The 26,340-nt window shown below is 67.4% G+C and carries 23 protein-coding genes, 2 tRNA genes and 1 pseudogene; 14 read left to right on the top strand and 12 right to left on the bottom strand.

The features are described 5' to 3' along the window. Positions 1–52 precede the first annotated feature (52 nt). Together E0H45_RS11180 and E0H45_RS11175 are read left to right on the top strand one after the other, a co-directional pair. Entirely contained in the window at positions 53–412 is a 360-nt protein-coding gene (locus E0H45_RS11180) for a hypothetical protein (RefSeq protein WP_131336738.1), read from the top strand. A gap of 332 nt (positions 413–744) precedes the next feature. Then, the gene (locus tag E0H45_RS11175) at positions 745–1,308 is read left to right on the top strand and encodes a dihydrofolate reductase family protein (protein WP_131336736.1); all 564 of its coding nucleotides are present in this window, start codon (positions 745–747) and stop codon (positions 1,306–1,308) included. A 76-nt stretch (positions 1,309–1,384) separates the two neighbouring features. Here the strand turns inward: E0H45_RS11175 and E0H45_RS11170 are convergent. The 6 genes from E0H45_RS11170 to gyrB form a co-directional block, all read right to left on the bottom strand. Then, a tRNA-Ala gene (locus tag E0H45_RS11170) sits at positions 1,385–1,460 on the bottom strand. Between the two features lie 9 nt (positions 1,461–1,469). Beyond that, positions 1,470–1,601 carry a DLW-39 family protein gene (locus tag E0H45_RS43195; RefSeq protein ID WP_238150739.1) on the bottom strand — a complete coding sequence of 44 codons (132 nt, stop codon included), beginning with the start codon at positions 1,599–1,601 and terminating at the stop codon, positions 1,470–1,472. 40 nt (positions 1,602–1,641) lie between these two features. Next, positions 1,642–1,715: transfer RNA gene (locus E0H45_RS11165), tRNA-Ile, on the bottom strand. A gap of 108 nt (positions 1,716–1,823) precedes the next feature. After that, positions 1,824–2,684: a DUF3566 domain-containing protein gene (locus tag E0H45_RS43190; RefSeq protein ID WP_131336734.1), complete on the bottom strand. Its 861-nt coding sequence runs from the start codon at positions 2,682–2,684 to the stop codon at positions 1,824–1,826. Continuing rightward, entirely contained in the window at positions 2,684–5,278 is a 2,595-nt protein-coding gene (gene gyrA, locus E0H45_RS11155; RefSeq protein ID WP_475009177.1) for a DNA gyrase subunit A, read from the bottom strand. The genes E0H45_RS43190 and gyrA overlap by 1 nt, the downstream gene beginning before the upstream one ends. A gap of 108 nt (positions 5,279–5,386) precedes the next feature. Further along, positions 5,387–7,477, bottom strand: coding sequence for a DNA topoisomerase (ATP-hydrolyzing) subunit B (gene gyrB / locus E0H45_RS11150; RefSeq protein ID WP_165546407.1), 2,091 nt, complete (start codon positions 7,475–7,477; stop codon positions 5,387–5,389). A gap of 317 nt (positions 7,478–7,794) precedes the next feature. Between gyrB and E0H45_RS11145 the strand changes: the two genes are divergently transcribed. The 3 genes from E0H45_RS11145 to E0H45_RS11135 are packed head-to-tail and all read left to right on the top strand — an operon-like array spanning position 7,795 to position 9,589. Continuing rightward, positions 7,795–8,430, top strand: a complete 636-nt coding sequence (locus E0H45_RS11145; protein ID WP_131336730.1) for a hypothetical protein — start codon at positions 7,795–7,797, stop codon at positions 8,428–8,430. Continuing rightward, complete coding sequence (locus E0H45_RS11140; RefSeq protein ID WP_131336728.1) at positions 8,427–9,035, top strand: hypothetical protein; 609 nt, start codon at positions 8,427–8,429, stop codon at positions 9,033–9,035. The genes E0H45_RS11145 and E0H45_RS11140 overlap by 4 nt, the downstream gene beginning before the upstream one ends. Continuing rightward, on the top strand, positions 9,032–9,589 hold the full coding sequence (locus E0H45_RS11135; protein ID WP_131336726.1) for a hypothetical protein: 558 nt from the start codon (positions 9,032–9,034) through the stop codon (positions 9,587–9,589). The genes E0H45_RS11140 and E0H45_RS11135 overlap by 4 nt, the downstream gene beginning before the upstream one ends. A gap of 17 nt (positions 9,590–9,606) precedes the next feature. On the opposite strand, the gene E0H45_RS11130 is transcribed toward E0H45_RS11135, so the two are convergent. The 6 genes from E0H45_RS11130 to dnaA form a co-directional block, all read right to left on the bottom strand. Next, complete coding sequence (locus tag E0H45_RS11130) at positions 9,607–10,953, bottom strand: hypothetical protein (protein WP_131336724.1); 1,347 nt, start codon at positions 10,951–10,953, stop codon at positions 9,607–9,609. Positions 10,954–11,001: 48 nt separating this feature from the next. Next, the gene (locus E0H45_RS11125) at positions 11,002–11,565 is read right to left on the bottom strand and encodes a DciA family protein (protein ID WP_131336722.1); all 564 of its coding nucleotides are present in this window, start codon (positions 11,563–11,565) and stop codon (positions 11,002–11,004) included. After that, positions 11,558–12,697 carry a DNA replication/repair protein RecF gene (gene recF / locus E0H45_RS11120; RefSeq protein ID WP_131336720.1) on the bottom strand — a complete coding sequence of 380 codons (1,140 nt, stop codon included), beginning with the start codon at positions 12,695–12,697 and terminating at the stop codon, positions 11,558–11,560. The genes E0H45_RS11125 and recF overlap by 8 nt, the downstream gene beginning before the upstream one ends. A gap of 1 nt (position 12,698) precedes the next feature. Beyond that, on the bottom strand, positions 12,699–13,622 hold the full coding sequence (gene gnd / locus E0H45_RS11115) for a phosphogluconate dehydrogenase (NAD(+)-dependent, decarboxylating) (RefSeq protein WP_131336718.1): 924 nt from the start codon (positions 13,620–13,622) through the stop codon (positions 12,699–12,701). Positions 13,623–13,648: 26 nt separating this feature from the next. Continuing rightward, positions 13,649–14,794, bottom strand: coding sequence for a DNA polymerase III subunit beta (gene dnaN, locus E0H45_RS11110; RefSeq protein ID WP_131336716.1), 1,146 nt, complete (start codon positions 14,792–14,794; stop codon positions 13,649–13,651). A gap of 463 nt (positions 14,795–15,257) precedes the next feature. After that, on the bottom strand, positions 15,258–16,844 hold the full coding sequence (gene dnaA / locus E0H45_RS11105) for a chromosomal replication initiator protein DnaA (RefSeq protein ID WP_420323332.1): 1,587 nt from the start codon (positions 16,842–16,844) through the stop codon (positions 15,258–15,260). Between the two features lie 2,036 nt (positions 16,845–18,880). Between dnaA and rpmH the strand changes: the two genes are divergently transcribed. From rpmH to E0H45_RS11060, 9 genes and pseudogenes are all read left to right on the top strand, one after another. After that, the gene (gene rpmH / locus E0H45_RS11100; protein WP_130386492.1) at positions 18,881–19,018 is read left to right on the top strand and encodes a 50S ribosomal protein L34; all 138 of its coding nucleotides are present in this window, start codon (positions 18,881–18,883) and stop codon (positions 19,016–19,018) included. Between the two features lie 26 nt (positions 19,019–19,044). Beyond that, positions 19,045–19,386 (top strand): ribonuclease P protein component, encoded by a 342-nt coding sequence (rnpA, locus tag E0H45_RS11095; RefSeq protein ID WP_131336714.1) that lies wholly within the window; start codon positions 19,045–19,047, stop codon positions 19,384–19,386. Beyond that, positions 19,383–19,697 (top strand): membrane protein insertion efficiency factor YidD, encoded by a 315-nt coding sequence (yidD, locus tag E0H45_RS11090; protein WP_337590404.1) that lies wholly within the window; start codon positions 19,383–19,385, stop codon positions 19,695–19,697. Before rnpA ends, yidD begins: the two co-directional genes overlap by 4 nt. Positions 19,698–19,763: 66 nt before the next feature. Beyond that, positions 19,764–20,687 (top strand): annotated as a pseudogene (yidC, locus tag E0H45_RS11085) (membrane protein insertase YidC); the annotation flags it as partial. Between the two features lie 306 nt (positions 20,688–20,993). Further along, entirely contained in the window at positions 20,994–21,515 is a 522-nt protein-coding gene (locus E0H45_RS11080; protein ID WP_452236344.1) for a Jag family protein, read from the top strand. Between the two features lie 10 nt (positions 21,516–21,525). Then, positions 21,526–22,194, top strand: coding sequence for a 16S rRNA (guanine(527)-N(7))-methyltransferase RsmG (rsmG, locus tag E0H45_RS11075; RefSeq protein WP_131336710.1), 669 nt, complete (start codon positions 21,526–21,528; stop codon positions 22,192–22,194). Positions 22,195–22,694: 500 nt separating this feature from the next. Continuing rightward, entirely contained in the window at positions 22,695–23,630 is a 936-nt protein-coding gene (locus E0H45_RS11070; protein ID WP_165546406.1) for a ParA family protein, read from the top strand. Positions 23,631–23,751: 121 nt separating this feature from the next. Next, the gene (locus E0H45_RS11065; RefSeq protein ID WP_131336708.1) at positions 23,752–24,717 is read left to right on the top strand and encodes a ParB/RepB/Spo0J family partition protein; all 966 of its coding nucleotides are present in this window, start codon (positions 23,752–23,754) and stop codon (positions 24,715–24,717) included. A gap of 214 nt (positions 24,718–24,931) precedes the next feature. Continuing rightward, positions 24,932–25,699 (top strand): RibD family protein, encoded by a 768-nt coding sequence (locus E0H45_RS11060; RefSeq protein WP_165546405.1) that lies wholly within the window; start codon positions 24,932–24,934, stop codon positions 25,697–25,699. Positions 25,700–26,340: the final 641 nt, after the last annotated feature.

Here is a 26,340-nt window from a genome sequence, read left to right as displayed (position 1 = left end):
GGAACGCGTAAAGGGCATGCTGCCCGAGGAGCAACGGGTTGATAATCACCCGATGCCTGAAAAGCACTCACGCGCTGTGCCCGGTGGCCGGTCTTTCTACCTGACCGAACGCCTCTGGAAGTTGTCCGAAGGTCTTCCCGTCGAACCGGTACCGATCGACGCAATCCGCGAATTCGACGAGGATTGCTGGTTCGGAGGCGCGCCGGTCACCTGCCGAATGGTCGCTCGCCACGCCGACCGCATCCAGAAAGCCGACCTCAGCTACCCAGTGATCCTGTCCGCAGACGGCGGCCTGATGGACGGCGGCCACAGAATCTCAAAAGCCTGGCTCAACGGCATGACAACAATCAACGCCGTCCGCTTCCCAGCCGACCCAGAACCCGACTACTACGAGTGGAACACCCACACCTAAGCCAGCAATTCGCGGAGGGCGCCACCGAAGAGATTCTCCGGGTCGTGCAGAATGCGGCAACCGTCGCGAAGAACCCTCGCCGTACCTGGGTCCGCCCGAAGCCGCCGGCCTTTCAACCGTGCACTCACCGGGCAGCCTCGCAGCCTCTTCCGGCAGACCGCCGCACCTACCCGAACGGCCGGTCGTCGCTGACAATGCGTCCCATGGCCGTTCTGCTGCAACTGTCGGTGACATCCGCGACTGCGAATGACCTGTCGGATCCGGAGTGAGGCGTTCGTAGTAGGGGTGACGGCCGGAGAAAGGCCGCCGGACTGACAGAAAGGCATGGCGCCATGCGGAAACTGATCTACGGCATGAACCTGACTCTGGACGGCTACGTCGCCGCGCCGGGCGACGACATCAGCTGGGGCGTGCCGAGCGACGAGCTGTTTCAGTGGTGGCTCGACCAGGAGTTGGCGATCGGGCTGTTGATGTACGGGCGCAGGCTGTGGGAGACGATGAGTTCCCACTGGCCGACCGGCGACCAGCAGCCCGACGCCACCGCGGCGCAGATCGAGTTCGCGCGGAACTGGCGGGACACGCCGAAGGTGGTGTTCTCCTCGACGATCGACAAGGTCGACTGGAACACCCGCCTGGTCACCGGCGACGCTGTAGCGGAGATCAGCCGACTCAAGGCCGACGACGGCGAGCCGATGAGGGTCGGTGGCGCCACGCTCGCTGGGGCGGCCATGCGGGCCGGGCTGGTCGACGAGTACGAGATCGTCACCCATCCGGTGCTGGTGGGCGGCGGCGCACCGTTCTTCACCGCGCTGGACAGTTGGGTGAACCTGAACCTGGTGGAGACGCGGACGTTTCCCGGCGGCGTGGTCATGACCAGATACGAGACGAGGCGCTGAGCGCGATTCCTTTGCGCACTGCGGCGGGCGGACCGCCGTACAAACGAAAGCCGGTTGCTCAGGAGCAACCGGCTGTTGGTGGAGACGAGGGGACTTGAACCCCTAACCCCTGCCTTGCAAAGGCAGTGCTCTGCCAGTTGAGCTACGCCCCCGTGGGGTGGTCAGTGGCCCGGGGTTACCGGGTCGGCTACCTCGGCCCAGAGGTCCTTCTCGGCGCGGGACTGCTGGGTCTTCTTGTACACGAAGTATCCACCGACGCCGGCCAGCAGCACCAGCAGGATCTTTCTCAGCACTGGAGACTCCTCGGATGTGGCTTCGAAAACAACGTGAGGGTGGGCCTAACTGGACTTGAACCAGTGACCTCTGCCTTATCAGGGCAGCGCTCTAACCGTCTGAGCTATAGGCCCGCGTACTGCGGTGTCGAACCCGGGAGAGATTACCGCACCAAGTGCTCTACTCCCAAACCGGTTCCGGCCGGGCCTGGAGCAGGTCCGGCCGGAACGGGAGGTGCCGGGTCAGTCCTCCGACGCCAGCGTGACTTCGAGGCCGCCGAGGAGCGTGGCGGCGATGTTGTAGAGGAACGATCCGAGGGTCGCGAGTGCCGTGATGATCAGCACGTCAGCGCACGCCAGCAGGGTGGTGAAGCCCATCACCTTGCCGGTGTTGACGTAGTTCTCGACCCGGAACGGCTCACCCGCCGGCGTACCGAGGACTTCCTGGACCGTGGAGTTGATGTTGTCGAACACCCCGGCCGCGCCGATCGCGGACCAGACGATGAAGACCGCGACCCAGGTCACGATCCCGAACGCGATCGCCAGCAGGAACGCCGTCTTCATCACCGACCACGGGTCGATCCGGGACATCCGCAGCCGCGCCTTCCGCGTCTGCGGCCGGCTCGACGTCTTGGCGTCCTTCTCGGCGAGCCGCTCCTGCTTGGCGTCGGCCCGGTCCGACTTGTCGGCCTTCACCGCGGCGGCCTTGTCCAGGACGGCCTGACGCGCCGAGCTCATCCGGTCGCCGAACGACTCGGTCTTCGCCTCGGTCCCGCCGTACGACGGGGTGCCGGCGGCCGGCGTGCTGGTCGACGGTGGCGACCACGGCTCCGGGCGGCCCGGAGTACTCGGGGCCGGCTGCTGCGGACGCACCGGTGTGACACCGGGAGTGCCCGGGCGTGCCTGCGGGCGGTACTCGGACGGCCGCTGGCCGTTCGGCGTACCGGTCCGCTGCTGGCCGTTGGCGCCGGGAACGCCGTTGGAACGACCGTTGGAAGCCGGGTTGGCCGGGGCAGCTGACGGCTTCCCACCCTGCGCAGCGCGCTGGGAGTTGGAGCTGTCGGCCGCACCTTCAGGCCATGTCGGCCTCGCGCGGTTGGTCATCAGTCACCCTCCTGGCCGGCTTCGTCGTCTTCGACGGTAGCCGCGCCGTCCACGTCCGTCGAACGCTCTTCATCATTCTGGACGCTCTCAGAGGTGGATTCGGTTGTCGCTCCGTCCACATTCTGGGCACCTTCAGCGACAGTACCCTCCTCAGCCGCCTCCGATTCCTCCCCGACGATGGTCAGATCGGTGTTCCGGGCGATCGCGACGACCGCGTCGGACTCGCCAACGCCGGCGAACCGGACGCCCATCGTGTCGCGGCCCTTGACCGGGACGCTGTCAACCCGGCTGCGGACGACCTGGCCGCTGGCCTTGATCGCCAGCACCTGGTCCTCGTCGACGACGATGATCGCGCCGACCAGCGAGCCGCGCTCGTCGTTCAGCTTGACCGCCTTGATGCCGAGACCGCCACGGCCCTGCTGCCGGTACTCCGCGACCTTCGACCGCTTCGCGTACCCGGCATCGGTGACCGTGAAAACGAACTGCGTGTCCTCGTCCGCACCTGCCCGGATCACCGACATCGACAGCACCTCGTCGCCGGACCGGAACTTCATCCCGGTGACGCCGGAGGTGGCCCGGCCCATCGGCCGCAGCTGCTCGTCGTTCGCGGTGAAGCGGATCGACTGGCCCTTCCGGGACACCAGCAGCAGGTCGTCCTCGGCGGTGGCCAGGTCGGCGCCGATCAGCTCGTCGTCCTCCTCGCGGAAGTTGACCGCGATGATGCCGCTCTGCCGCGCCGAGTCGTAGTCGCGCAGGGCCGTCTTCTTGACCAGGCCCTTCTTGGTCGCGAGCACCAGGTAGTCGGACTGCTCGTAGTCGCGCAGCGTCAGCACCTGGGCGATCTCCTCGTCCGGCTGGAACGAGAGCAGACCGGCGACATGCGAGCCCTTGGCGTCACGAGCCGACTCCGGCAGCTGCCAGACCTTGGCCCGGTAGACCCGGCCCTTGGTGGTGAAGAACAGCATCCAGTGGTGGTTCGTGGTGGCGAAGAAGTGGTTGATCTCGTCCTCGGCCCGCAGTGCGGCGCCGCGGACGCCCTTGCCGCCACGGTTCTGGGTCCGGTACAGGTCGGTCTTGGTCCGCTTCGCGTAGCCGCCACGGGAGATCGTGACGACGACGTCCTCGTCCGGCACCAGGTCCTGCACCGAGAGGTCACCGTCGGCCGCGATGATCTCGGTACGACGCTCGTTGCCGTACTTGTCGACGATCTCGGTGAGCTCGTCCTTGACGATCGACCGCTGCCGCTCCGGGCTGGCCAGGATGTCCTCGAGGTCCGCGATGATCGCCTCGAGCTCCTGCAACCGCTCGATGATCTTCTGCCGCTCCAGGGCCGCCAGCCGGCGCAGCTGCATGTCCAGGATGGCCTGCGCCTGGATCTCGTCGATCTCGAGCAGCTGGATCAGGCCGGTCCGCGCCTCGTCGACGTCGGGGCTGCGCCGGATCAGCGCGATCACCTCGTCGAGGGCGTCCAGCGCCTTCACGTACCCGCGGTAGATGTGCGCGTTCTTCTCCGCCTCGCGCAGCCGGAACCGGGTGCGCCGCTGGATGACCTCGATCTGGTGGTCGATCCAGTGGCTGATGAACAGGTCCACGCTGAGCGTGCGCGGTACGCCGTCGACGAGCGCGAGCATGTTGCAGCCGAAGGTGTCCTGCAGCGGCGTGTGCTTGTAGAGGTTGTTCAGTACGACGCGCGGCTGAGCGTCCCGCTTCAGCACGATGACGAGTCGCTGACCGGTTCGCGACGAGCTGTCGTCACGGATGTCGGCGATGCCGCTCATCTTGCCGGTGTTCACCAGTTCGGCGATCTTCAGCGCCAGGTTGTCCGGGTTGACCATGTAGGGCAGCTCGGTGACGACCAGGCTGGTCCGGCCCTTGGCGTCTTCCTCGATGTCGACGACCGCGCGCATCGTGACCGAGCCACGGCCGGTGCGGTAGGCGTCGTCGATGCCCTTGTAGCCGACGATCAGCGCGCCGTTCGGGAAGTCCGGGCCTTTGATGTACTGCAGGCAGGCGTCGAGCAGCTCCTCGCGGGTCGCCTCCGGGTGCTCCAGCGCCCAGTCGACCGCGGCCGCGACCTCCCGCAGGTTGTGCGGCGGGATGTTCGTCGCCATGCCGACCGCGATGCCGGACGAGCCGTTCACCAGCAGGTTCGGGAAGCGGGCCGGCAGGATCACCGGCTCCTGCGACTTGCCGTCGTAGTTGGGCCGGAAGTCGACCGTCTCCTGGTCGATGTCGCGGACCATCTCCATCGCCAGCGGCGCCATCCGGCACTCGGTGTACCGCATGGCGGCGGCCGGGTCGTTGCCTGGTGACCCGAAGTTGCCCTGGCCCTGGATCAGCGGCGCCCGCATCACCCACGGCTGCGCCAGCCGGACCAGGGTGTCGTAGATCGCCGAGTCGCCGTGCGGGTGGTACTGACCCATGACGTCACCGACGACACGGGAGCACTTGTTGAAGCCGCGGTCCGGCCGGTAGCCACCGTCGTACATCGCGTAAAGGATGCGGCGGTGCACCGGCTTGAGGCCGTCACGGACCTCGGGCAGCGCGCGGCCGACGATGACCGCCATCGCGTAGTCGAGGTACGACTGCTGCATCTCGGTCTGCAGGTCGAGCGGCTCGACCCGGTCGTGGCCTGGCGAGGTGGGGGTCTCGGTCATGAAAAAGTCCCGTTCAAATCAGTACGTCGGTGAGCAGCAGCGAGATCAGATGTCGAGGAACCGGACGTCCTTGGCGTTGCGCTGGATGAAACTGCGCCGCGCCTCGATGTCGTCGCCCATCAGCGTCTGGAACGTCTCGTCGGCGCGGATCGCGTCGTCCAGCGTGATCTGCAGCAGCACCCGGTTGGCCGGGTCCATCGTGGTGTCCCACAGCTCGTTCGCGTTCATCTCGCCCAGACCCTTGTAGCGCTGGATCGGGTTCTCCTTGGGCAGCTTCTTGCCCGCCTCGTAGCCGGCCTCGAGCAGTCCGTCGCGCTCGCGGTCGGTGTACGCGAGTTCGTCGGGCTGGTTGCTCCAGCGGATCTTGTACAGCGGCGGCTGTGCGGCGTACACGTGACCGAGCTCGATCAGCGGGCGCATGAAGCGGAACAGCAGGGTCAGCAGCAGCGTCCGGATGTGCTGGCCGTCGACGTCGGCGTCGGCCATGATCACGATCTTGTGGTACCGCAGCTTCTCCTCGTCGAAGTCCTCGTGGATCCCGGTGCCGAGCGCGGAGATGATCGCCTGGACCTCGTTGTTCTGCAGGACCTTGTCGATCCGGGCCTTCTCGACGTTCAGGATCTTGCCCCGGATCGGCAGGATGGCCTGGAACTTCGGGTCCCGGCCGCCCTTCGCGGAGCCGCCCGCCGAGTCACCCTCGACGATGTAGACCTCGCACTCCTCCGGGTTGGTCGACTGGCAGTCGGCCAGCTTGCCCGGCAGGCCGCCGCCACCCAGCAGGCCCTTGCGGTTGCGGGCCAGGTCGCGGGCCTTGCGGGCCGCGATCCGGGCGCTCGCCGCCGCGGTCGCCTTGCGGATGATCTCGCGGCCCTCGGCCGGGTTCTGCTCGAACCAGGCGCCCAGCTTGTCGTTCACGACCCGCTGGACGAAGCCCTTCACCTCGGTGTTGCCGAGCTTGGTCTTGGTCTGACCCTCGAACTGTGGCTCGGCGAGCTTGACCGAGATGATCGCGGTCAGGCCCTCCCGGATGTCGTCACCGGTGAGCCTGTCCTCCTTCTTCTTGATCATGCCCTGGTCCTCGCCGAACGAGTTGACCAGCGAGGTGAGAGCGGCCCGGAAGCCCTCTTCGTGGGTGCCGCCCTCGTGCGTGTTGATCGCGTTCGCGAAGGTGTGCACGGACTCCTGGAACGAGCCGCTCCACTGCAGCGCGACCTCGAGGCTCATGCTGTTCTCGCCGTTGGCCGCGGCCTCGAACGAGATCACGTCGCGGTGCACGGTCTCGCGGATGCCGGTCAGGTACTTCACGTAGTCGACCAGGCCGTTCTCGGCCTTGAAGGCCTGCTCGACCGGGTGACCGTCCTCGGTGTGGTCCGGCCGCTCGTCCCGGATCACGATCTCCAGGCCCTTGTTCAGGAAGGCCATCTCGCGGAACCGGGTCGCCAGCGTCTCGTACGAGTACGTCGTGGTCTCGAAGACGTCCGGGTCCGCCCAGAACGTCACGGTCGTACCGTTCGACTCCGACGTACCGATCTCGGCGAGGTCCTCGTCCGGGACGCCGTGTGTGAAGGACTGCGTGTACAGCTTGCCCTTCAGCTTCACGTCGACCTTGAGCCGCGTGGACAGCGCGTTCACGACGGACACACCGACGCCGTGCAGACCACCGGACACCTTGTAGCCACCGCCGCCGAACTTGCCGCCGGCGTGCAGGACCGTCAGTACGACGGTGACGGCCGGCTTGCCCTCGGACTCGACGATGTCGACCGGGATGCCGCGGCCGTTGTCCTCGACTCTGACCGCGCCGTCGGGCAGCAGGGTGACGACGATCCGGTCGCCGTACCCGGCCATCGCCTCGTCGACCGCGTTGTCGACCACCTCGGTGACAAGGTGGTGCAGACCGCGCTCACCGGTGGACCCGATGTACATACCCGGGCGCTTCCGGACCGCGTCCAGCCCCTCCAGGACCTGGATCGCGCTCGCGTCGTACTCCCGCTCGACGAGCATCGACGGAATCTCGTCCAGATCGGGTGCGGCGGTATCACTGGGGCCGATGGGGTCGGCGGACTGGTTGGCGTCGATCTCGATCGGCTCGTCGGTCACCGGTGGTTGTCCTCCTCGGACCCCGCGTTCGCGAGGCATCGCGGCACAGTTGAGCCGCCCTCCACGGTGATGGCAGAGGTGCGGCTCGCTCTACTCCGTCCATTCTACCTGTCGAGCGAAGCAGAACCGGCCACCAGCCGCCCGAAACTCACCTCAGGGCGTCTTTTCTCCCTCATCTCCATGTCCCCTCTCGCGGGTGGGGGGCCAGAAAGCGCTCACGGGCACTCAGTGGCCTCCGGCTGTTTCGCCACTGACCGTTCCGGCACCCACCGGTCCAGACCGCTCAGGCCCGTTCGAGGCGGCCAGGGAACGACGGGTGCCCGGCGCGCACCCCGCCGCCCCTTAGGATCGCAGCCGTGGAAAGTCTCGACGAGGTCATCGATGCGATGATCGCCGACCGGGTGATTCACCGGCACCGGCGGATCTGGTTGCTGCTGATCGCCCTCATCGTGGCGGCAGCCCTGGTGATTCTGGCCACCGGCGGCTGGAAAGAGAAGAAGGGCCGCACGGTCCCGACCCTGGAAGCTCCGGCGACGGTGACGGCCGGCCGGTTCGAGTACAACTTCACCAAGGCGGAGATCGTCCGGAAGCCGAAGACCGAGTACAGCGAGGCCGAGACCACGCTGAAGGTGTACTTCACCGCGAAGAACATCGACTCCGAGGAGCAGACGAGTGAGTCGGTCTCCAACGACCTGCTCGTGTTCGTTCCGGGCGGGGGCGAGGACCTGGTCGACTCCAACGGCGGTGACTGCAAGGGCGGCCTGAACTGGGTGTTGGTCTACGGTCTGCCGCCGGAAGAGTGCAGCACCAAGTTCAAGGTCGCGCCGGACTTCGCCGCGGACATGGTCGAGATCGGAGTCCTGGGGGAGCACTTCAAGGCCGACAACGGCTCACTCGGACTGAGCGAGAAACCGTACTGGCAGGGCGAGACCCCGACCGCCGTCGTCCGGCTCAAGCCGACCGTTGTTGTCGACGACGGGAAGGACGAATGAAGCTCTACCGCCCCGCGACCATCCTGGTCGGCCTGCTGTTCGTCCTGCTCGGCGGGGTGACCCGGCTGGCCGGCCCCGACCACGTGTACGGCGAGGACCAGAACCTGAAGGTCGTGCACGGCACCATCGGCGAGGCGCTCCAGTACGCGGGCAGCGGGTCGACGGTGAAGGTGACCCGGATCAAGTTCGCCCGGACGATTGTCAGCGCCGATGCGAGTGACGACGACAAGCCGTTCGAGACCAACGGCGTCTTCGTGGCGGTCGAATGGGATGCGGTCCGCGGCGTGAAGGACCCCGATTCGTTCAACCCGACGCTGATCACCGACGGCGGCAGCGTGTACGAGAAGGTGAGCGACCCGAGCGAGAGCAGGATCGCCTTTCCCGACGCCGGCTTCGCAAGCACCGGCGTTGTCGTGTTCGAGGCCAACCCGGCCGACCTGAAGGGCCTCACCCTGAGACTCAAGCCGTCGATGCTCTTCAACGTGTACAACTCCGAGATCCGCGTCGATCTGGGCGTCCCGACCGAGGCCATCGCCCAGCAGATGGTCGACGGCGCCGTCGACCAGTACGTCCTCAACGACGACGTCACCCGGGTGGCGTCGTGAATCTTGCGAGCCGGGCGAGCCGGCTGGTCGTTCAGATCTCTTTGATGATCGCGCTGCTGGGCGTGGGGACGTTCTCCGTGGTTCACCCGTATCTGAGCGACGACGAGGACCTGTACAAACAGGGCCGGATCGACGAGGTCGTCAGCCAGGGCCCGGTGACGGTCCAGTCCATCGAGTGGAAGCTTGACTCGCTGAAGGTCTACACCGCGATCCTGAACGAGGACGGCGAGGCGATCGATCTCGCCGCGCCGGCCGGGTCGACGTACGTGCTGGCCACGCTCACGGTGACGCCGCGCAAGGGTCTCCAGCTCGATGACCGCGGATTCAGCTGTGAGGCGAAGCTGCACGACAGCAAGGGCAACATCTGGGAGGACACGCAGGCGACGGGTTATCCGCTGCCGACCTTCTGCGGCGACGACGACCACCCGTTCACGATGGACAAGCCGGGCAAGGTCGCCAAGGTCTACGTCGTCCCGAAGAGCGACGTACCGAACCTGATCGGCCTGACCGTCGAGGACTTCTACATCCACCGACGGGTGCTGATCACTCCCTGACGGGACGCGGGCAGCGGTCAGGCGTTGGCGGGAGCCGGCTCCTTGACCGCCGGCGGCGCCTTCGCCTCGGCGATCGCCGCCGCCTCGGCGCGACGCTCGGTGCCGACCGAGATGCACAGGTCGAAGGCGGCGGCCAGGAGCGCGATCCGCAGCGGCTCGAAGAGCAGCGACTGGATCAGGTTGGCGATCTCATGGTTCATCAGGCCCCAGTGCTGCCCATGGATTCCGAGCAGCCGCTGGAACACCACGAACGCCCAGTCGTTACCGAGCAGCCAGAACGTGTAGACGAGGCAGACCACGCCGAGGAACACCGGTCCGACCCGGACCAGGAGGCGGAACGCGTTGATCGCAGGGTAGAACTTCTCCCGCACGCCCGCCAGGAGCAGGTCCGGGGCCTTGTAGGTCAGGCCGACCAGCCGGCCGCGTTGCGGCGCCTGCTGCTGCTCGGCGTGCGCGCCGAGTCGGCGTTCCAGCCGCGTTCCCCGGAGAACACCGCCACTCGACAGCACTCGGTGGCCGAAGACCACGGTGGTGATCGCCAGCCACGTCAGCGGCTCGGCGACGCCCAGCTTGAACAGCGGCCAGAGGGACTCCCAGAAGAAGCCCCAGAGGAACTCGATACCGGCCGGGATCGGGATGTGGATGTTGTCGAAGAAGTCCTTGAGGCCGTCCCACCAGTCCAGTGACCAGTACCAGAAGCTGCGGTCCTTGAACCACTCCTTGCCCTGGCTGATCGCGAACGGCGTGATCACGAAGGTGAGCAGCACGAAGAAGGCCTCGGCCCAGACCTGGGCGAACTTCACCGGACGGCTCGGCCACCGGTCGTCGATGGCCTGGAACACCCGGCGCAGCACCAGCAGTACGGCGAGCGCCGGCAGATAGCCGTGCCAGTTGTGATTGCCGAGCTTGAAGAACGACGAGCCGGCCTGCATCCCGTTCTGTACCAGGAACGTCGCGCTCAGCTGGCTGACCTGTTCGTCGAAGAAGCCCCACGCCGACCAGACCGCGACCAGTGGCAGCAACGTGACTGCGAGCAACTCGAGCAGGCCACGCTGCGTCGGGTCGGATGTCTCCTCGGCTTCGTTGCTCGCCGCGTCCCGCCAGCGGTAGAGCGACATCGCACAGGTCCGGATCATGCCGACCGACGCGGTGATCTGCAGCAGTACGCCGACCGCGAACAGGCCGGTGCCCAGACTCGAGTGCAGGTGCTTCGCCAGCCAGATCGCGCCCTGCGCGCAGACCGTGAACCCGACAAAGCCGGCGAGCCACCAGGTGGTCATGGGCAGGAGGTTCTTCCACCAGAGCCGGAAGGTGTCTCCGATCAGGTGGACCATCTCGCGAAAGCCGTCAACGAGCGTACGCATCGCGCCTGATCCTAGGGGAGGGCCGGGTCCTCCCAGCAACTCAGGCCGTTATCCGTAGGTGTCCCGGGGGCCGCGGCCGCCGCGGACGGTGCGGGGGCCCTTGCGCCAGGTGTAGGTGTTCGGGCCCAGGACCTTCACCTGGGAGACGGTTCCTTCGCCGAGTTCGGCGTTCAGCCGGAAGAGTAGTTGCGGGACCAGCAGATCGAGCTGGACCTTCCACGCGGTCGACGACGTACGGACGGTCAGCACGGTGTCGTCGTACGACTCCGGCTTGCAGTGTTCGGCCATCTCCGGGCCGACGATGGACGGCCAGCGGGCCATCACGCCGTGGACGGCGACGTCGACCTCCCAGCCCTGGTCGCGCATCAGCCGGCCGAGAGTGTTGGTCAGCTGTTGCGGGTCGCGGTCGTCGGGGCGGGCGCTGCTGATCTGCGCGCCGCCGAACCGCGGCCGCCGGCGGCGCTTGACCGGCATGATGCCGCCCTTCGCCGCCTGCTGCTTCAGCCGGGCGGCCAGCGACTTCGCCAGGTCCAGCCCTTGCTTGTCGTGATCCGGCTCGATCGCTTCATCGCTCTCAGGGCCGCTCTCAGAGGAATCTGGGGGTTCAGGCACGCTGAACCACCCCCTCACCCACCTCGAAGCGTGCCCCGCTCAGCTCAGCGGGCACGTCCGCGCCGACCGCCGCGGTCACCAGGACCTGCTCGGCCGGCGCGACCAGCTCGGCCAGCCGGTCCCGGCGCTGCGTGTCGAGCTCGGCGAACACATCGTCGAGGATCAGCACCGGTTCACCTCCGTCCGCGCGCAGCAGGTCGTACGACGCCAGCCGCAGCGCGAGCGCGAACGACCAGGACTCACCGTGACTCGCATACCCCTTCGCGGGCAAGTCCCCGAGCCCGAGTACGACGTCGTCGCGGTGCGGACCGACCAGCGACACACCACGATCGAGCTCGTCCTGCCGCTTCTCCCGCACCGCCGCGAGCAGCACCTCCTCGAGCTGCTCCCGCGACACCACACCGGGCTCGAGCAGCACCGACGACTTGTACTCGAGCCGCGCGTCACCCTTGCCGCGGGCAACAGCGTCGTACGCGCTGGACACCAGCGGGCGCAGCGCCTCCAGCAACTCCAGACGGGTCGCCAGCAGCTCGGAGCCGGCGCGCGCGAGGTTCGAGTCCCAGACCTCGAGCGTGCGCAACTGGCTCTCGGCGGCACTCGAGCGGTTCTGCCGGCGGGCCTGCGAGGCGCTCCGGAGCAACGAGTTCCGTTGCTTGAGCACCCGGTCGTAGTCCTGCCGTACGCCGGCCATCCGCGGTGCTCGCAGCGTCAGCAACTCGTCCAGGAACCGCCGCCGCTCGGACGGATCGCCCTTCACCAGCGCGAGATCCTCCGGCGCGAACAGCACCGTGCGGAGCAGTCCGAGCACTTCGCGTGGCCGCGGCACCGGCGAGCGGTTGACCCGAGCCCGATTTGCCTTCCCAGGATTGATTTCCAGCTCGACCACGACGTCGCGGTCGTACTGGCTGCGGATCTCCGTGCGGACGATCGCGCGGGTGGCGCCGGCCCGCACCAGCGGTGCGTCGTTCGCCACCCGGTGTGAACCGAGGGTCGCGGTGTAGTGGATCGCCTCGACCAGGTTGGTCTTGCCGTGGCCGTTCGGCCCGACGAAGGACGTCACGCCCGGAGTGAGCTGGACCTCCGCCTGCTGGTAGGACCGGAAGTCGAGCAGACCCAGGGCGGTGACGTACACCTCAGTGCTTGATCGGCGGTGTCGCGTACGACGGGTCGGCTGCCTCGGCGCCCTTCACCGCGTGCCCACCGAACTGGTTGCGCATCGCGGCGATCGCCTTCATCGCCGGCGAGTCGTCCTGCCGGGACGCGAACCGGGCGAACAGCGCGGCGGCGATGGCCGGCGTCGGTACGGCGAGGTCGATCGCGGCCTCGACGGTCCAGCGGCCCTCACCGGAGTCGTCGGCGTACCCCTTGATCTTCTCCAGGTGGTTGTCGTCGTCGAGCGCGTTCACGAGCAGGTCGAGCAGCCAGGACCGGATCACGGTGCCCTCGCGCCAGGACTGGAACGCCTGCGGCACGTTGTCGACGATGTCCGACGCCTCGAGCAGCTCGTAGCCCTCGGCGTACGCCTGCATGATCCCGTACTCGATGCCGTTGTGGACCATCTTCGAGAAGTGCCCGGCGCCGACCTTGCCGGCGTGCACGAAACCGAACTCGCCCTCGGGCTTCAGCGCCTCGAAGATCGGCATCACGGTGTCGACCGTGTCCTTGTCGCCGCCGCACATCAGCGCGTAGCCGTTCTCCAGGCCCCAGACACCGCCGGAGACGCCGCAGTCGACGAAGCGGATGTCCTTCTCCGCGAGCTGGGCGGCACGACGGGTGTCGTCGGTCCAGCGGCTGTTGCCGCCGTCGATCACGATGTCGCCGGGGGAGAGCAACTCGGCCAGCTCGGTGACGACCGGGTCGATCGCCTGCACCGGGACCATGATCCAGACCACCTTGGGCTGGTCGCTCGCGGTGAGCTTGCCGACCATGTCGGCCAGGTCCTTGGAGTCGGAGATGTCCTGGTTGTGATCGAACCCGACCACGGTGTGGCCCGCGTTCCGGATCCGCTGGCGCATGTTGCCGCCCATCTTGCCGAGACCGACAAGGCCGAGCTCCATCGTGAATCCCCTTGTTCTGTTGGTGTTCAGCTGTTCAGGCGGACCGGCATCAACACGTAGCGGAACTCAGCTCTCGGTTCGCCGTCGAAGTCCGCCACACCGGTCAGTTCGGCCGGCTTCGTCGCCTGCGTGAAGGCCAGGTGCGCAACCGGCGTACCGATCGCGCCGAGACCGTCGAGCAGGTACGTCGGATTGAAGCCTACGGTCACCGGCTCGCCGACGACCCGCGCCTCGAGCGACTCGGACGCCTGCGCCTCGTCACCGCTGCCGGCGTCGAGCGTGACAGTGTCGTCCTCGAAGGTCAGCCGGACCGGAGCATTGCGCTCAGCAACGAGTGCGACGCGCTTGACGGCCTCGACGAGGGTCGCGGTGTCGATCCGGACCCGGGTGGCGATCGCCGCGTCGGTCGGGATGATGCCACGGACCTTCGGGAACTCGCCGTCCAGCAGCCGGGTGGTCGCGCGGCGACTGCCGCCGGCAACCTCACCCTCGAAGCCGACGATGCCGTCACCGGTGCCGGGCGCCGCCAGCGAGACGATCACGTCCGAGCCGGTCATCGCCTTCGCGGTCTCGGACAGCACACGGGCCGGAATCAGCGCGGCGGCCGAGGCATCGGGGGACTGCGGGTTCCACTCCAGCTCGCGGATCGCCAACCGGTAGCGGTCGGTGGCCAGCAGGGAGATCGTGGAGCCCTCGATCTCGACCCGGACACCGGTCAGCACCGGCAGCGTGTCCTCGCGGCCGGCCGCGGTCACGACCTGCGAGACGGCCTGGGCGAAGACATCGGCCTTCACCGTGCCGCTGGCCGCCGGAAGCTCCGGAAGGGCCGGATATTCCTCTGTGGGAAGCGTCTGGAGGGTGAAGCGCGAACTGCCACAGGTGACCTGTGCCTTCGCGCCGTCCACCGCGAAGTCCACGGGCTGGTTCGGAAGACTCTTGGAGATGTCGGCGACGAGCCGGCCGGAGATCAGGCACTTGCCGGCGTCGGCCACCTGCGCGGGCACTGTCACCCGGACCGAGGTCTCGTAGTCGAAGCCGGACAGGGTGATCTGCCCGTCCTCGGCCTCGACCAGAAGGCCGGCAAGGATCGGGACGCTGGGACGACTGGGCAAACTACGCGCGGCCCAGGCCACCGACTCGGCCAGTACGTCGCGCTCGACGCGAAACTTCACCGCTGGGTGCCTCCTGTTTCGGCTGTGTGCCAGGCGAATCCTGCCACGGACAAAGGTGCTGTGCGCCCATCGGGCCTGACGTGGCGCTTCGGGCGGGTCGCGTCGGCGTCGTTCCGGTTGTCCCGCGAACTGCTGCTCGCGGGGTTACGGGAACAGCCTGACAGGTCCTGCAAGCCGGCGCGAGATCGGGGTTTTCCCCAGATCGGGCCGCTCGATCGTTTTGTGGCCTTCGATCTCTCTACAGATTCCATAGTGTTCTTCGCACCGGTGGATACTGTGGAAAAGCGCCGACTTCCCAGGTCAGACACCATTTTGCCCTGGGGACGCCGTGTGGACGACGCTCGCTTGTGTTGGGGACGGCCGTGGACGGCGAAATCTGTCCCCACAGCCAATCCACACCCCAACCGGACCTTTCCACGGCCATACCCACAGTTTTCCACAGCTGTATCCCCAGCCTGTGTGGTTATTGCTGCTTGGCTTGGTGCTTGATCCGGTTGGTCAGTTCGGTGACCTGATTGAAGACACTGCGCCGCTCCGACATCAGTTGCCGGATCTTCCGTTCGGCGTGCATCACCGTCGTGTGGTCGCGGCCGCCGAACTGCTGACCGATCTTCGGCAGCGACAGATCGGTCAGCTCGCGGCACAGGTACATGGCGATCTGACGGGCCGTGACGAGCACCCGGCTGCGGCTCGAACCGCACAGGTCGTCGATCGAGAGACCGAAGTACGACGCGGTCTGGCCCATGATCATGCTCGCGGTCACCTCGGGCTTGCTGCCTTCGGGGATCAGGTCCTTCAGCACGATCTCGGCGAGGCTCAGATCGACCGGTTGCCGGTTCAGGCTGGCGAACGCGGTGACCCGGATCAGGGCGCCCTCGAGCTCCCGGATGTTGGTCTGCACCTTCGACGCGATGAACTCCAGCACCTCCGGCGGCGCCGTCAACCGCTCGGTCGCGGCCTTCTTCCGCAGGATCGCGATTCGGGTCTCGAGGTCGGGCGGCTGGATGTCGGTGATCAGGCCCCACTCGAACCGGTTCCGCAGCCGGTCCTCCAACGCCTCCAGGCGTTTCGGCGCGCGGTCGGAGCTGATCACGATCTGCTTGTTCGCGTTGTGCAGCGTGTTGAAGGTGTGGAAGAACTCTTCCTGGGTCTGGATCTTGCCTTCCAGGAACTGGATGTCGTCGATCAGCAGTACGTCGACGTCGCGGTACCGGCGCTGGAACTGGGACGCCTTGTCGTCGCGGATCGCGTTGATGAAGTCGTTGGTGAACTCTTCGCTGGAGACGTACCGCACGCGGGCGCCGGTGTAGAGACTGCGGACGTAGTGCCCGATCGCGTGCAGCAGGTGGGTCTTGCCCAGACCGGAGTCGCCGTAGATCAGCTGCGGGTTGTACGCCTTGCCCGGCGCTTCGGCGACAGCGACCGCGGCGGCGTGCGCGAACCGGTTCGAGCTACCGATGACGAACGTCTCGAAGGTGTACTTCGGGTTCAGCCGAGCTTCACCCTGTCCCTCGGTGGCCGACTGCGTCGAGCCGTTCGGCGGTGGGGCGACCGATCCGAGCGGCTGGCCGAACGAGGACTGCTGCGGCTGCTGCTGGTACTGCTGCGGTGCCCGCGCCGGCTGGCTGAACTGGTTGTCCGGGTCCGTCAGGGCGGACTGGATCGTCGGCTGGAACGCGCCGTCGGTCCGGAGCGGTTCACGTACGGCGGGTGGCTGCTGAACCGGCGGCTGCATGGGCTGCTGCTGCATCGGTTGCTGTTGTGGTGCGTGCTGGGAGTGCTGTTGCGGGTGCTGCACCGGCTGCTGGGTGTACTGCGGTTGCGGCGCCGCCTGCTGTTCGCGGAGCTCCGGGTCGAGCGACGGGTCGACGGTGACGGCGATCCGGATGTCGCGCCCGAAGCTCTCGGTGAGGATTCGCTCCAGGTCGGGACGGAGCCGGGTCTCGAGCTGACCGCGGGTGAAGTCGTCGGGTACGGCGACGATCGCGGTGCTCTCGTGCAGCGTCACCGGACGCGAGTTGGTCAGCCAGGCCCGCTGGTTCGGCGGCAGACCGGCAAGCACCCGTGCCCAAGCCTCCCCAAGATCCGTCGCCGCCGGCACGCCCTGCTGGGGCTGCCCTTGCTGCGGCACCTGCTGCTGAGCGGCCTGCTGCTGGGGCGCCTGCTGTTGCGGGGCTTGTTGCTGCGGAGCCTGCGGCTGGGGGACTTGCTGTTGCGGAGCTGGCTGCTGCGGGCTCGGTTGCTGGGTGTACTGCGGGTGCTGTGAAGCCTGCTGGACCGGCTGCTGGAACGTGGGCTGCTGAGGAGCTGAGTCCTGAGGGACAGAGGTCGGCGCGGCTGGCGGAAGCGTTTGGGGAGCGGGCTGCTGCGGCGCGTGCTGTTGTGCCGCGGGGTGCTGCGGCGCCGCCTGCTGCGGGGTGGGCTGTTGCTGAGTGGGCTGCTGGGGAGTCGGCTGCTGGGGTGCCTGCTGAGCCGGCGGCTGCGGCACCTGCTGCTGCGGGACGTGCGAGGACACGTGCTCCTGCGGAGCGTGCTGCTGGGAGACGTGCTCTTGCTGCGTCACGTGCTCTTGGGGTGCGTTGTGCTCAGCCGGCTGCTGCTCACGCGGCTGCTGCTCGGCTGCCTGCGGCTGATCACCCGGCTGCTGCTCAACTGGCTGCTGGTCAGGCGTGTGCTGGTCAGACGTCTGCGCGGCGGGCGCTTGCTGGGCTGGCACGTGCTGAGCAGGCACCTGCTGTGTCGGCACCTGGTGGTCTTGTGTGTGCTGCTCCGGGAGCTGCGCGTCGGGGAAGAGCTGGTCAGTTGCCGGCTCTGGGGTTGCGGGCTCGGTCAGTGGGAGTTCGGCTGGAGGATGTTCGGTAGTCGGGTGCGCGGCCGCGCTCTCCTGCGTTGGCCGGCTATCGGGTGACCACTGGTTGGTGGCTGCGTCGTCCACACGTGCCTCCCCCTCGATCGGTACCGCGCCTGGTGCATTGCCGCCGCCAGTACCCCAATCCGCCGTACCCCAGGCGTTGCTCGCACCGGGGTACTGGTTGACGGCCGGCGCCGCACCGAAGTACGTCGTACCTGCCGCGGACTGCGAGGGGCCGGACGGAAGATCAGTGGCCGCGCGCTCCAGTTCGGAGCGGTAGCCGTACGGAGCCGTGGGCGGCGCAGGGCGGTACCCCGCGGCCGGCGGCTCGGGCATCGGGATCGGGAGCGACGGGCTCAGATAGTCGCCCGGGTCCATCCGCGGTGTCGGCGTTTGAGTTGGAGCCGGCGTCGGTGCCGGCGGCTGCAGTGGTGTCGGCTGCGGTGGCGTCGCCGGTCCGGCCTCGGCGCGCGGCAGCGGCTCCGGCACGGGCCGGACCTCGGTGCGGAAGTTCGCGTCGGGCTCGGGACGGATGTCGGCGTCGGGCTCGGGCCGCAGATCCTGCCGGCCGTCGGCGCCGTACTCCGCCCGGTACTCGGCCGTGAATTCCACCGGTGTGAATTCCGCACTGGCGGAATGGTCCTCGACCACGCGTTGCTCCCCGAATTTCGTCGCTGCGGTGGCCGGCGCGATCCGGAGTTGATCCCGGACTGCGCGACCGTTCGACCCGACCACCGTGCGGAGTCTGTCCACACGGTTGTCCACAGTTGTGAACGACCGCCGGAGCAGGTTGGTTACCGATCGCGGGGTGTGGGACCTCTGGTGTGAGGGAGTGACGCTAACAAGTCCGAGCAGGCACCTACAAGCCGTCATCCACAGGCTATGAACAGCAAATTGGGGGCAACCTGCGGCGTGTCGGGTGGACGCCGGAGCGTAGTCGTGGTTGGAAATCGCTCTCTGTCGTCGTTCCGATCGGACAGTGACGAACACTGGCCCGATCGGTTGCCCACTATCCTGTCCACAAGCCTGTGGAAAAGTCTGGGGATACCTGGTTTGACCTGTCCACAAGGAGCCACGTACCGTGGATCGGTCGGTGTTGAGCCGGCCGTTTCGTGCTGCGCTCCCTGCGGGACCGTTCTCTGGTTCTCCGACGGTGTGCAGGACAGGCACCTTGGACAGATCCAATCAGTGGATTTGTCGACATTTTGTGTTCTCGAGTAACCGGAGTCATTCCAGTGAGCAAGCGGACGTTCCAGCCGAACAACCGTCGTCGGCACAAGAAGCACGGCTTCCGTCTTCGGATGCGTACCCGTGCGGGCCGCGCGATCATCGCCGCCCGCCGTGGCAAGGGTCGTCAGCGCCTCGCGGCCTGAGCGACCCATTTGACGGTGACCACCTCGTGTTGCCCGCGTCGAACCGGTTGCGCCGGTCCGACGACTTCCGTCGCGCCGTCCGGTCCGGACGGCGCGCGGCGCGACGCGTGGTGGTTCTGCATGTGCTGGCGCGGGCCGGTGAAGCCGGCCCCGCGCGCGTCGGATTCGTTGTGAACAAGGCGGTGGGCAACGCGGTTCTGCGGAACCGGGTCCACCGCCGTCTGCGTGCTGTCATGGCGACGCGGCTCTCCGATCTCCCGGCCGGCAGCCTGACCGTCGTTCGCGCACTGCCGTCGTCCGCTGCGGCGTCGTACGACGAGCTCGCGGCCGATGTCGACGGCGCCCTGAGCCGGGTGCTGCGGCCATGATGCGCGTCAATCCCGTGCGCAGCGGGATCATCGGTTTCCTGAAGTTGTACCGGCTGTTGATCAGTCCGCTGTACGGGCAGGTCTGCAGGTTCTACCCGAGTTGTTCGGCGTATGCCTTGGAAGCGGTCGAACGCCACGGTGCGGTGCGCGGTAGCTGGCTGGCGGGGAGACGACTCCTTCGCTGCCACCCGTGGAACCCCGGAGGCTACGACCCCGTTCCTCCCAGAGATGTCGACCAGCGCGGAGAGTCTTTCTCCGCCAACCAGCCCGGACCGTCAGCCGACGCCGGGCCTGTGCAGCGAGGTGTGTGAGTGACTCTTCTGGCCATCCCCGGGCTCGCGGTGTGGGACGGGATCGTAGACCTGTTCAACACGGTGATGACGCCGCTGTACTGGGCCGTATCGGCACTGCTGGTCGGGTGGCACTGGCTGCTCAGCCAGGTGCTCGACCCGAACGGCGGTTGGGCCTGGGCGCTCTCGATCGCCGGCCTGACGATCGTCATCCGGACCCTGCTGATTCCGCTGTTCGTCCGGCAGATCCGCTCCAGCCGGAACATGCAGCTGCTGCAGCCGAAGATGAAGGAGCTGCAGAAGAAGTACGGCCATGACCGGGAGAAGCTCGGTCAGGAAATGATGAAGCTGTACAAGGAGACCGGGACCAACCCGTTCTCCTCGTGCCTGCCGCTGCTGCTGCAGTCGCCGATCTTCCTGGCCCTGTTCCGCGTGCTCGACTACGCGTCGAAGGGTAAGACGCACAGCAGCATCATGGACCCGCACGTCCAGTCGCTGCAGCACGCGAAGATCTTCGGGGCCGAGATCTCGCAGACCTTCCTGAAGGCGAACGGCCCCGGCGCCGCCAACGTCAAGGTCGTCGCGATCGTGCTGATCATCTTGATGACGGCCACGATGTTCACGACGCAGCTGCAGCTGATGCGCAAGAACATGCCGAAGGAGGCCCTCACCGGCCAGGCCGCGCAGATGCAGAAGATCATGCTGTACGTCTTCCCGATCTTCTTCCTCATCGGTGGCTTCAACTTCCCGATCGGTGTGCTGATCTACTGGTTCGTCTCCAACCTGTGGACGATGGGTCAGCAGTTCTACGTGATCCGCCGCAACCCCGCTCCGGGCACTCCGGCGTACGACGCCATGCAGGCCCGGAAGCGCGAGCAGAACCTGCGGCACGGCCGCTCGGCCGACGAGGGCGTTCCGGGCACGGACGGCGAGGCGACCGAGACCGACACGACGGACCGTCGTCCGGCGCAGCGACAGCAGCCGAAGCGGCAGTCGCGCAGCGACCGCAGGACCACCGGTCCCGCCGGTGGTGGCGCCACCACCTCGAACAACGGCCAGACGTCCGCTCCGGAGGACACTCCGCGGCCGCAGGACACGCCGAAGAAGACTCAGGCCGGTGCTGCCAAGAAGCAGCCGGCCGGCAAGAAGGGGACGGGAGCGAAGCGCCAGCCCGCGGCGAAGTCGGCTGCGCAGAAGAAGGCGGCGCAGAAGCGCTCCGGCGGTTCGCGCTGACCCGCGTACCCCCCGAGTCCCCCTTTTGCCTGTGAATGCCCCGGGTCCCCGTGAGGCGGATCCCGACATTATGAAGGAGTGGCCGTGACTGACGGCATGCAGAACACCGACACGGCGGAGCAGTCCGCCGGTACGAACTCGGCCGACGACCGCCTGAAGGCGCTCGAGGCGGAGAGCGATATCGCGGCGGACTACCTCGAGGAGTTGCTCGACATCGCCGATCTCGACGGCGACATCGACATGGACATCGATGGCGACCGGGCTGCGGTCTCGATCGTCGGCGCCGAGCTGAACAACCTGGTCGGCGAGAACGGCAAGGTGCTGGAGGCGCTCCAGGAGCTGACCCGGCTGGCCGTGTACCGGGAGACCGGTGAGCGGTCGCGGCTGATGCTCGACGTGTCGAACTACCGAGCGAACCGGAAGGCGGAGCTCGAAGAGGTCGGCCGCAAGGCGGTCGAGGAGGCGAAGGCAACCGGTACCCCGGTGCGGCTGGACCCGATGACGCCGTTCGAGCGCAAGGTCGTGCACGACGTCGTGGCCGCCGCCGGCCTGACGTCGGAGTCGGAGGGCGAGGAGCCCCGCCGCCGCGTGGTGGTCCAGCCATGACCGTGATGCTGTGAACGACGTTTCACGTGAAACACCGCCGCTCGTGGACAAGCTGTTTCCACGGGCGGCGGTGCCGCTTTCGGCGTACGCCGAGTTGCTGGCGACCGAGGGCACGCTGCGAGGACTGATCGGGCCGCGCGAGGTACCGCGGCTCTGGGATCGGCACCTGTTGAACTGTGCCGTCATCGAGCGGTTGATCCCGGAGGAGTCATCGGTCGCGGACGTCGGCACCGGTGCGGGCCTGCCGGGCATCGTGCTCGCGATCGTCCGGCCCGACCTCCAGGTGGATCTCGTCGAGCCGCTGCTGCGACGTACCACCTTCCTCCAGGAGGCGGTCGACTTGCTCGAGCTCGACAACGCGACCGTCGTCCGGGCGCGGGCCGAGGATCTGCCGCCGGCGTCGTACGACGTGGTGACCTCTCGGGCGGTCGCGCCGTTGGGCAAGTTGGCCAGGTGGTGTCTGCCGCTGTGTGTCGAGGGCGGACTCATGCTGGCGATGAAAGGGGCGTCTGCAGAGGAGGAACTGGACGCCTCAGAGCGCGAATTGATGAAGCTCGGCGCAGAGCTTTGTCATATTCATCAACTCGGCGGCGAGGAACTGGCCAACCCCACGACTGTGGTGAGTATTGTGGCCGGACGTGCTGCAGGGGGATCCCGGCACGCAAGACACGGGAGGTGAGCGGGTTGGTGAGTCGTGCCCTCGGATGGCCCGAGAAGAGCACCGGCGTGCCGACGTCGTCACAAGGCATCGGCTGGCCGACCGAACCGGACTCCGCCGTCCGTGTGGTGAGTCAAGAACCCGCTCCCGCCGCCCCAGCACAGACCTCTTCGACACCGGCTGCCGAGCAGCCGCCCCTGTCACCGCCGATCGACACCTCGGGACTCCGGGCCGCTGCGGCGGCCGGTCTCGACGGTCCGGCGGCCGACGATCCGGCGTCCGTTTCACGTGAAACGCCGGACATGCGGGATGATGGTTCCGGGCCCGATTCGGCGTCACTGGTGGACGTCGAGCCGGACCTTTCGGAGTCTCCACCGGCTGGGGATGACGACCGCATGAAACTGCCCTCGCACACGGGAATTCGTCCACAGAAGCCTGTGGACGGAGCTGGGGGTAGACCCGCCCCGACCCCTACAGACATCCTCTTCGGGCCAAGTCCCGCACCTATTGGAATGGGCGCTATGACTGCCGCACAGATCGCCGCGCGGGCCACGTCGGACGAGCTTCAGCGACGACTCCTAGAGACTCCGATCGCCGCCGCGACCGAACGGACCCTGCTGGTGAATGAAGGACGCACGATGGGCCGCGAGTTCCCGCTGCCCGCCCAGACCCGAGTCTTCGTCGTCGCCAACCAGAAGGGTGGTGTCGGTAAGACCACGACGACGGTGAACGTCGCAGCCGGCCTCGCTCTGTACGGCGCGAAGATCCTGGTCATCGACCTCGACCCGCAGGGCAACGCGTCGACGGCGCTGGGGATCGACCATGCCGAAGGTACGCCGGGGGTGTACGAGGCGGTCATCGAAGGCGAGCCGCTCGGCAAGCTGATCCAGCCGTGCGCGGAGCACCCCGGGATCCAGGTCATCCCGGCAACGATCGACCTGGCCGGCGCAGAGATCGAGCTCGTCAGCCTGGTGGCCCGGGAGAGCCGGCTGAAGACCGTGCTCGAGGCCTACCTGGCCGAGACCGAGGCTGCCGGCGAGAAGTACGACTACGTCTTCATCGACTGCCCGCCGTCGCTCGGCCTGCTGACGGTGAACGCGCTGACCGCGGCGCGCGAGGTGCTGGTCCCGATCCAGAGCGAGTACTACGCGCTGGAGGGCCTGTCGCAACTGCTCCGCCACATCAACATGGTGAAGTCGCACCTGAACCCCGGGCTCGACGTCTCCACGATTCTGCTGACCATGTACGACGCCCGCACGAAGCTGGCCGGTGAGGTCGCCGCCGAGGTACGTGGCCACTTCAAGGACGCCGTACTGCGGACCGCCGTACCGCGCTCGGTGCGGATCTCGGAAGCTCCGAGCCACGGGCAGACCGTGCTCGCGTACGACCCGGCCTCGGCCGGTGCACTGTCGTACCTGGAGGCGTCCCGGGAGATCGCGATGCGGAACAACGCCTGACGAAGATGGTGCCGTTTCACGTGAAACGGGACACGGGGGCCGGTACGGGAGTGACGGTGTCCGGCAGGCGTTGTGGTAGGCCAGCAGTAGCTCAGCAGGATGTCGACCTCGAGGGAGCGCGATGAACACCCGACTCGGACGCGGACTTGGTGCGCTGATCCCCAGCTCGCCGGCGCCTGGCACCACGACCCTCGGCAGCAAGTCGAACTCGATCCCGGGGGCACCCCCGGTGGCGACGCCGACGGAGCGGCAGGGGCCGGAGTTGGCCGCGGTGCCAGGGGCATCGTTCGCGGAGATCGACGTCGAGAAGATCACGCCGAACCCGAAGCAGCCGCGGACGGTCTTCGACGAGGAGGCGATGGAGGAACTCGTCCACTCGGTCAAGGAGATCGGCCTCCTGCAGCCGATCGTCGTACGTCGGCTCGAGGGCGACACGTACGAGCTCGTCATGGGCGAGCGGCGCTGGCGCGCGACGCAGCAGGCCGGCCTCACGACGATTCCGGCGATTGTGCGGGAGACGTCGGACGACGCGATGCTGCGGGACGCGCTCCTGGAGAACCTGCACCGGAGCCAGCTGAACCCGCTGGAAGAAGCGGCGGCGTACCAGCAGATGCTCGACGACTTCGGGTGCACGCAGGAGGTCCTCGCGACGCGGATCGGGCGGTCGCGGCCGCAGATCTCCAACACGCTGCGACTGCTGAAGCTGCCGGCCTCCGTTCAGCGCCGGGTCGCGGCCGGTGTCCTGTCGGCAGGCCACGCGCGGGCGCTGCTCGGTCTTCCGAGTGGCGACGCGATCGAGCGGCTCGCGCAGCGGATCGTGGCCGAGGGTCTCTCGGTGCGGACGGTCGAGGAGATCGTTGCGCTCGGCGACATGAGCGCCGAGGACCCCACCCCGGCACGCCGCCGGAACAAGCCGGTCGCACCGCGCCTCATCGACTTGGCCGACCGCCTCTCCGACCGCTTCGAGACTCGCGTCAAGGTCGACCTCGGAAAGACCAAGGGCAAGATCACCGTCGAGTTCGCCTCCGTGGACGACCTGGAGCGCATCGTCAGTCTGATGGACCCCAACAAACCCACCGACGCCTGACCTCACCGGATCCCCCCACTGCGGGGCTGCGGTAGATCATGACCTCCGCAGGCAGGCGCCCGTCGCTGCCCAGCTCGTAGGTCCGGCCGCCCAGCGTGACGGACGCCGGGCGCTTGGCCTCGGCAGGATCGTGCCGTTCCCAGCACGCCCGCCGAATTGTCGGCGTGCGCTGGTAGACCTGGCATCCACCGTCCAGCGAACCAGGGGAGGCGCAGTGCCGAAGCGACCGCGCGTGGTGGTCAGCGTGGGGGCGAGTGTTGACGGCAAGGTCGCGCTCACCCGGAATGCGCTCTTGATGCATCAGCCGAACACGGATCTGTGGAGTTCGATGACGCCGGAGGCGCCGGACTCGGTCGCGATCGACGTCATTGAGGTAGTCAGGCGGCAGCATGGCTGTAATGCCATCCTGGAGGGCAGCGGCAGCCTGGTGGCCGAGGACGAGATCCCCGATGAACTGCCTTTCTACGACGGTGACGCGGATGGGCTCTACAACCACTTCCTACCGGCGGATGTCATCGAACAGCAGTCGCCGGAGCACATGTGGTTCACCGTCGTCGACAGTCGTGGACGAGTGCGCTGGACGGAGAGGCATCAGAACTGGGACGCACTGGTCCTGGTGGCGCGGTCGACGCCGGCCGACTATCTCGGATACCTCCGCCGCGAACGCATCTGCTACCTCGTCGTCGGCGAAGAGCGCGTCGAGCTGAGCCGAGCGGTGTCCGCGATGGCCACTGAACTAGGCATCAGATGCATCCTGTCGACCGCGGGCGGTGGCCTGAACGGTGCGCTGCTGCGGGCAGACCTCATCGACGAACTGCACGTGACCCTGGCACCTGCCCTGGTCGGAGGACTCGGGACGCCGTCGATCATGGACGGATCGCCACTCGCAGTCGGGGAGCCTCCGACGCGACTCCAGTTGCTCTCGGCCCAGACAGACACCGCCGGCGCCGTCCGCCTCCACTACGCCGTACGGCGTAGCTGATTTGAGGGCCCAGTGGGGCCTGATCGGACTTGCTGAGCGGGGCCCTCAGGGGCCGTGGCGTCGGGAATCACAAGGATATAAGTTCAAGGAGGGCGCTTAGGATCGCGCTCACAGAGCTAGTTCGTAGTGCGAAGTACTGCAATAGATCGCCAGAGAGATATGTCGACAAATCAACGTCGCCCCATGCGGCAATGTTTCATGTGAAACATTGCGCGGATTCCCGGATGAGGCGGTCGCTGACAGCCCCTCGACGGGGCCGACCGGGGTGAGCGACCGCGGCCGGCAAAGGTGGCCAAGTCGGTCGGGGCGGCCTCCCCACTGCGACCGGTAGGTGGGGTGCGATGTGGCTCCGAAAGGACATTGGCTGGGGGGTGGGGACAGGAAACGGTTGCTAGGAACCTGAAATAGCAGGTCCCCAGCAACCACTTCCTGTCTCCAGCGCCGATCATCGGCGTCGTGCCCGCGCGCCCGGTTCCTGTGCCTCGACCCCGGCTCCCATCCCACGCGTCCGGTTCCTGTCCCACGCGTCCGGTTCCTGTCCCACGCGTCCGGTTCCTGTCCCACGCGTCCGGTTCCTGTCCCACGCGTCGGGTTCCCATTCCTCGTGCCGGTTTCCTGTGCCTCGCCTCCGGGATCGCCGC

This window comes from Kribbella soli, assembly GCF_004331345.1.
Lineage (GTDB): Bacteria > Actinomycetota > Actinomycetes > Propionibacteriales > Kribbellaceae > Kribbella > Kribbella soli.
Note: the sequence above shows the minus strand (reverse complement) of the source record. Positions and strands in the feature narration are given on the sequence as shown.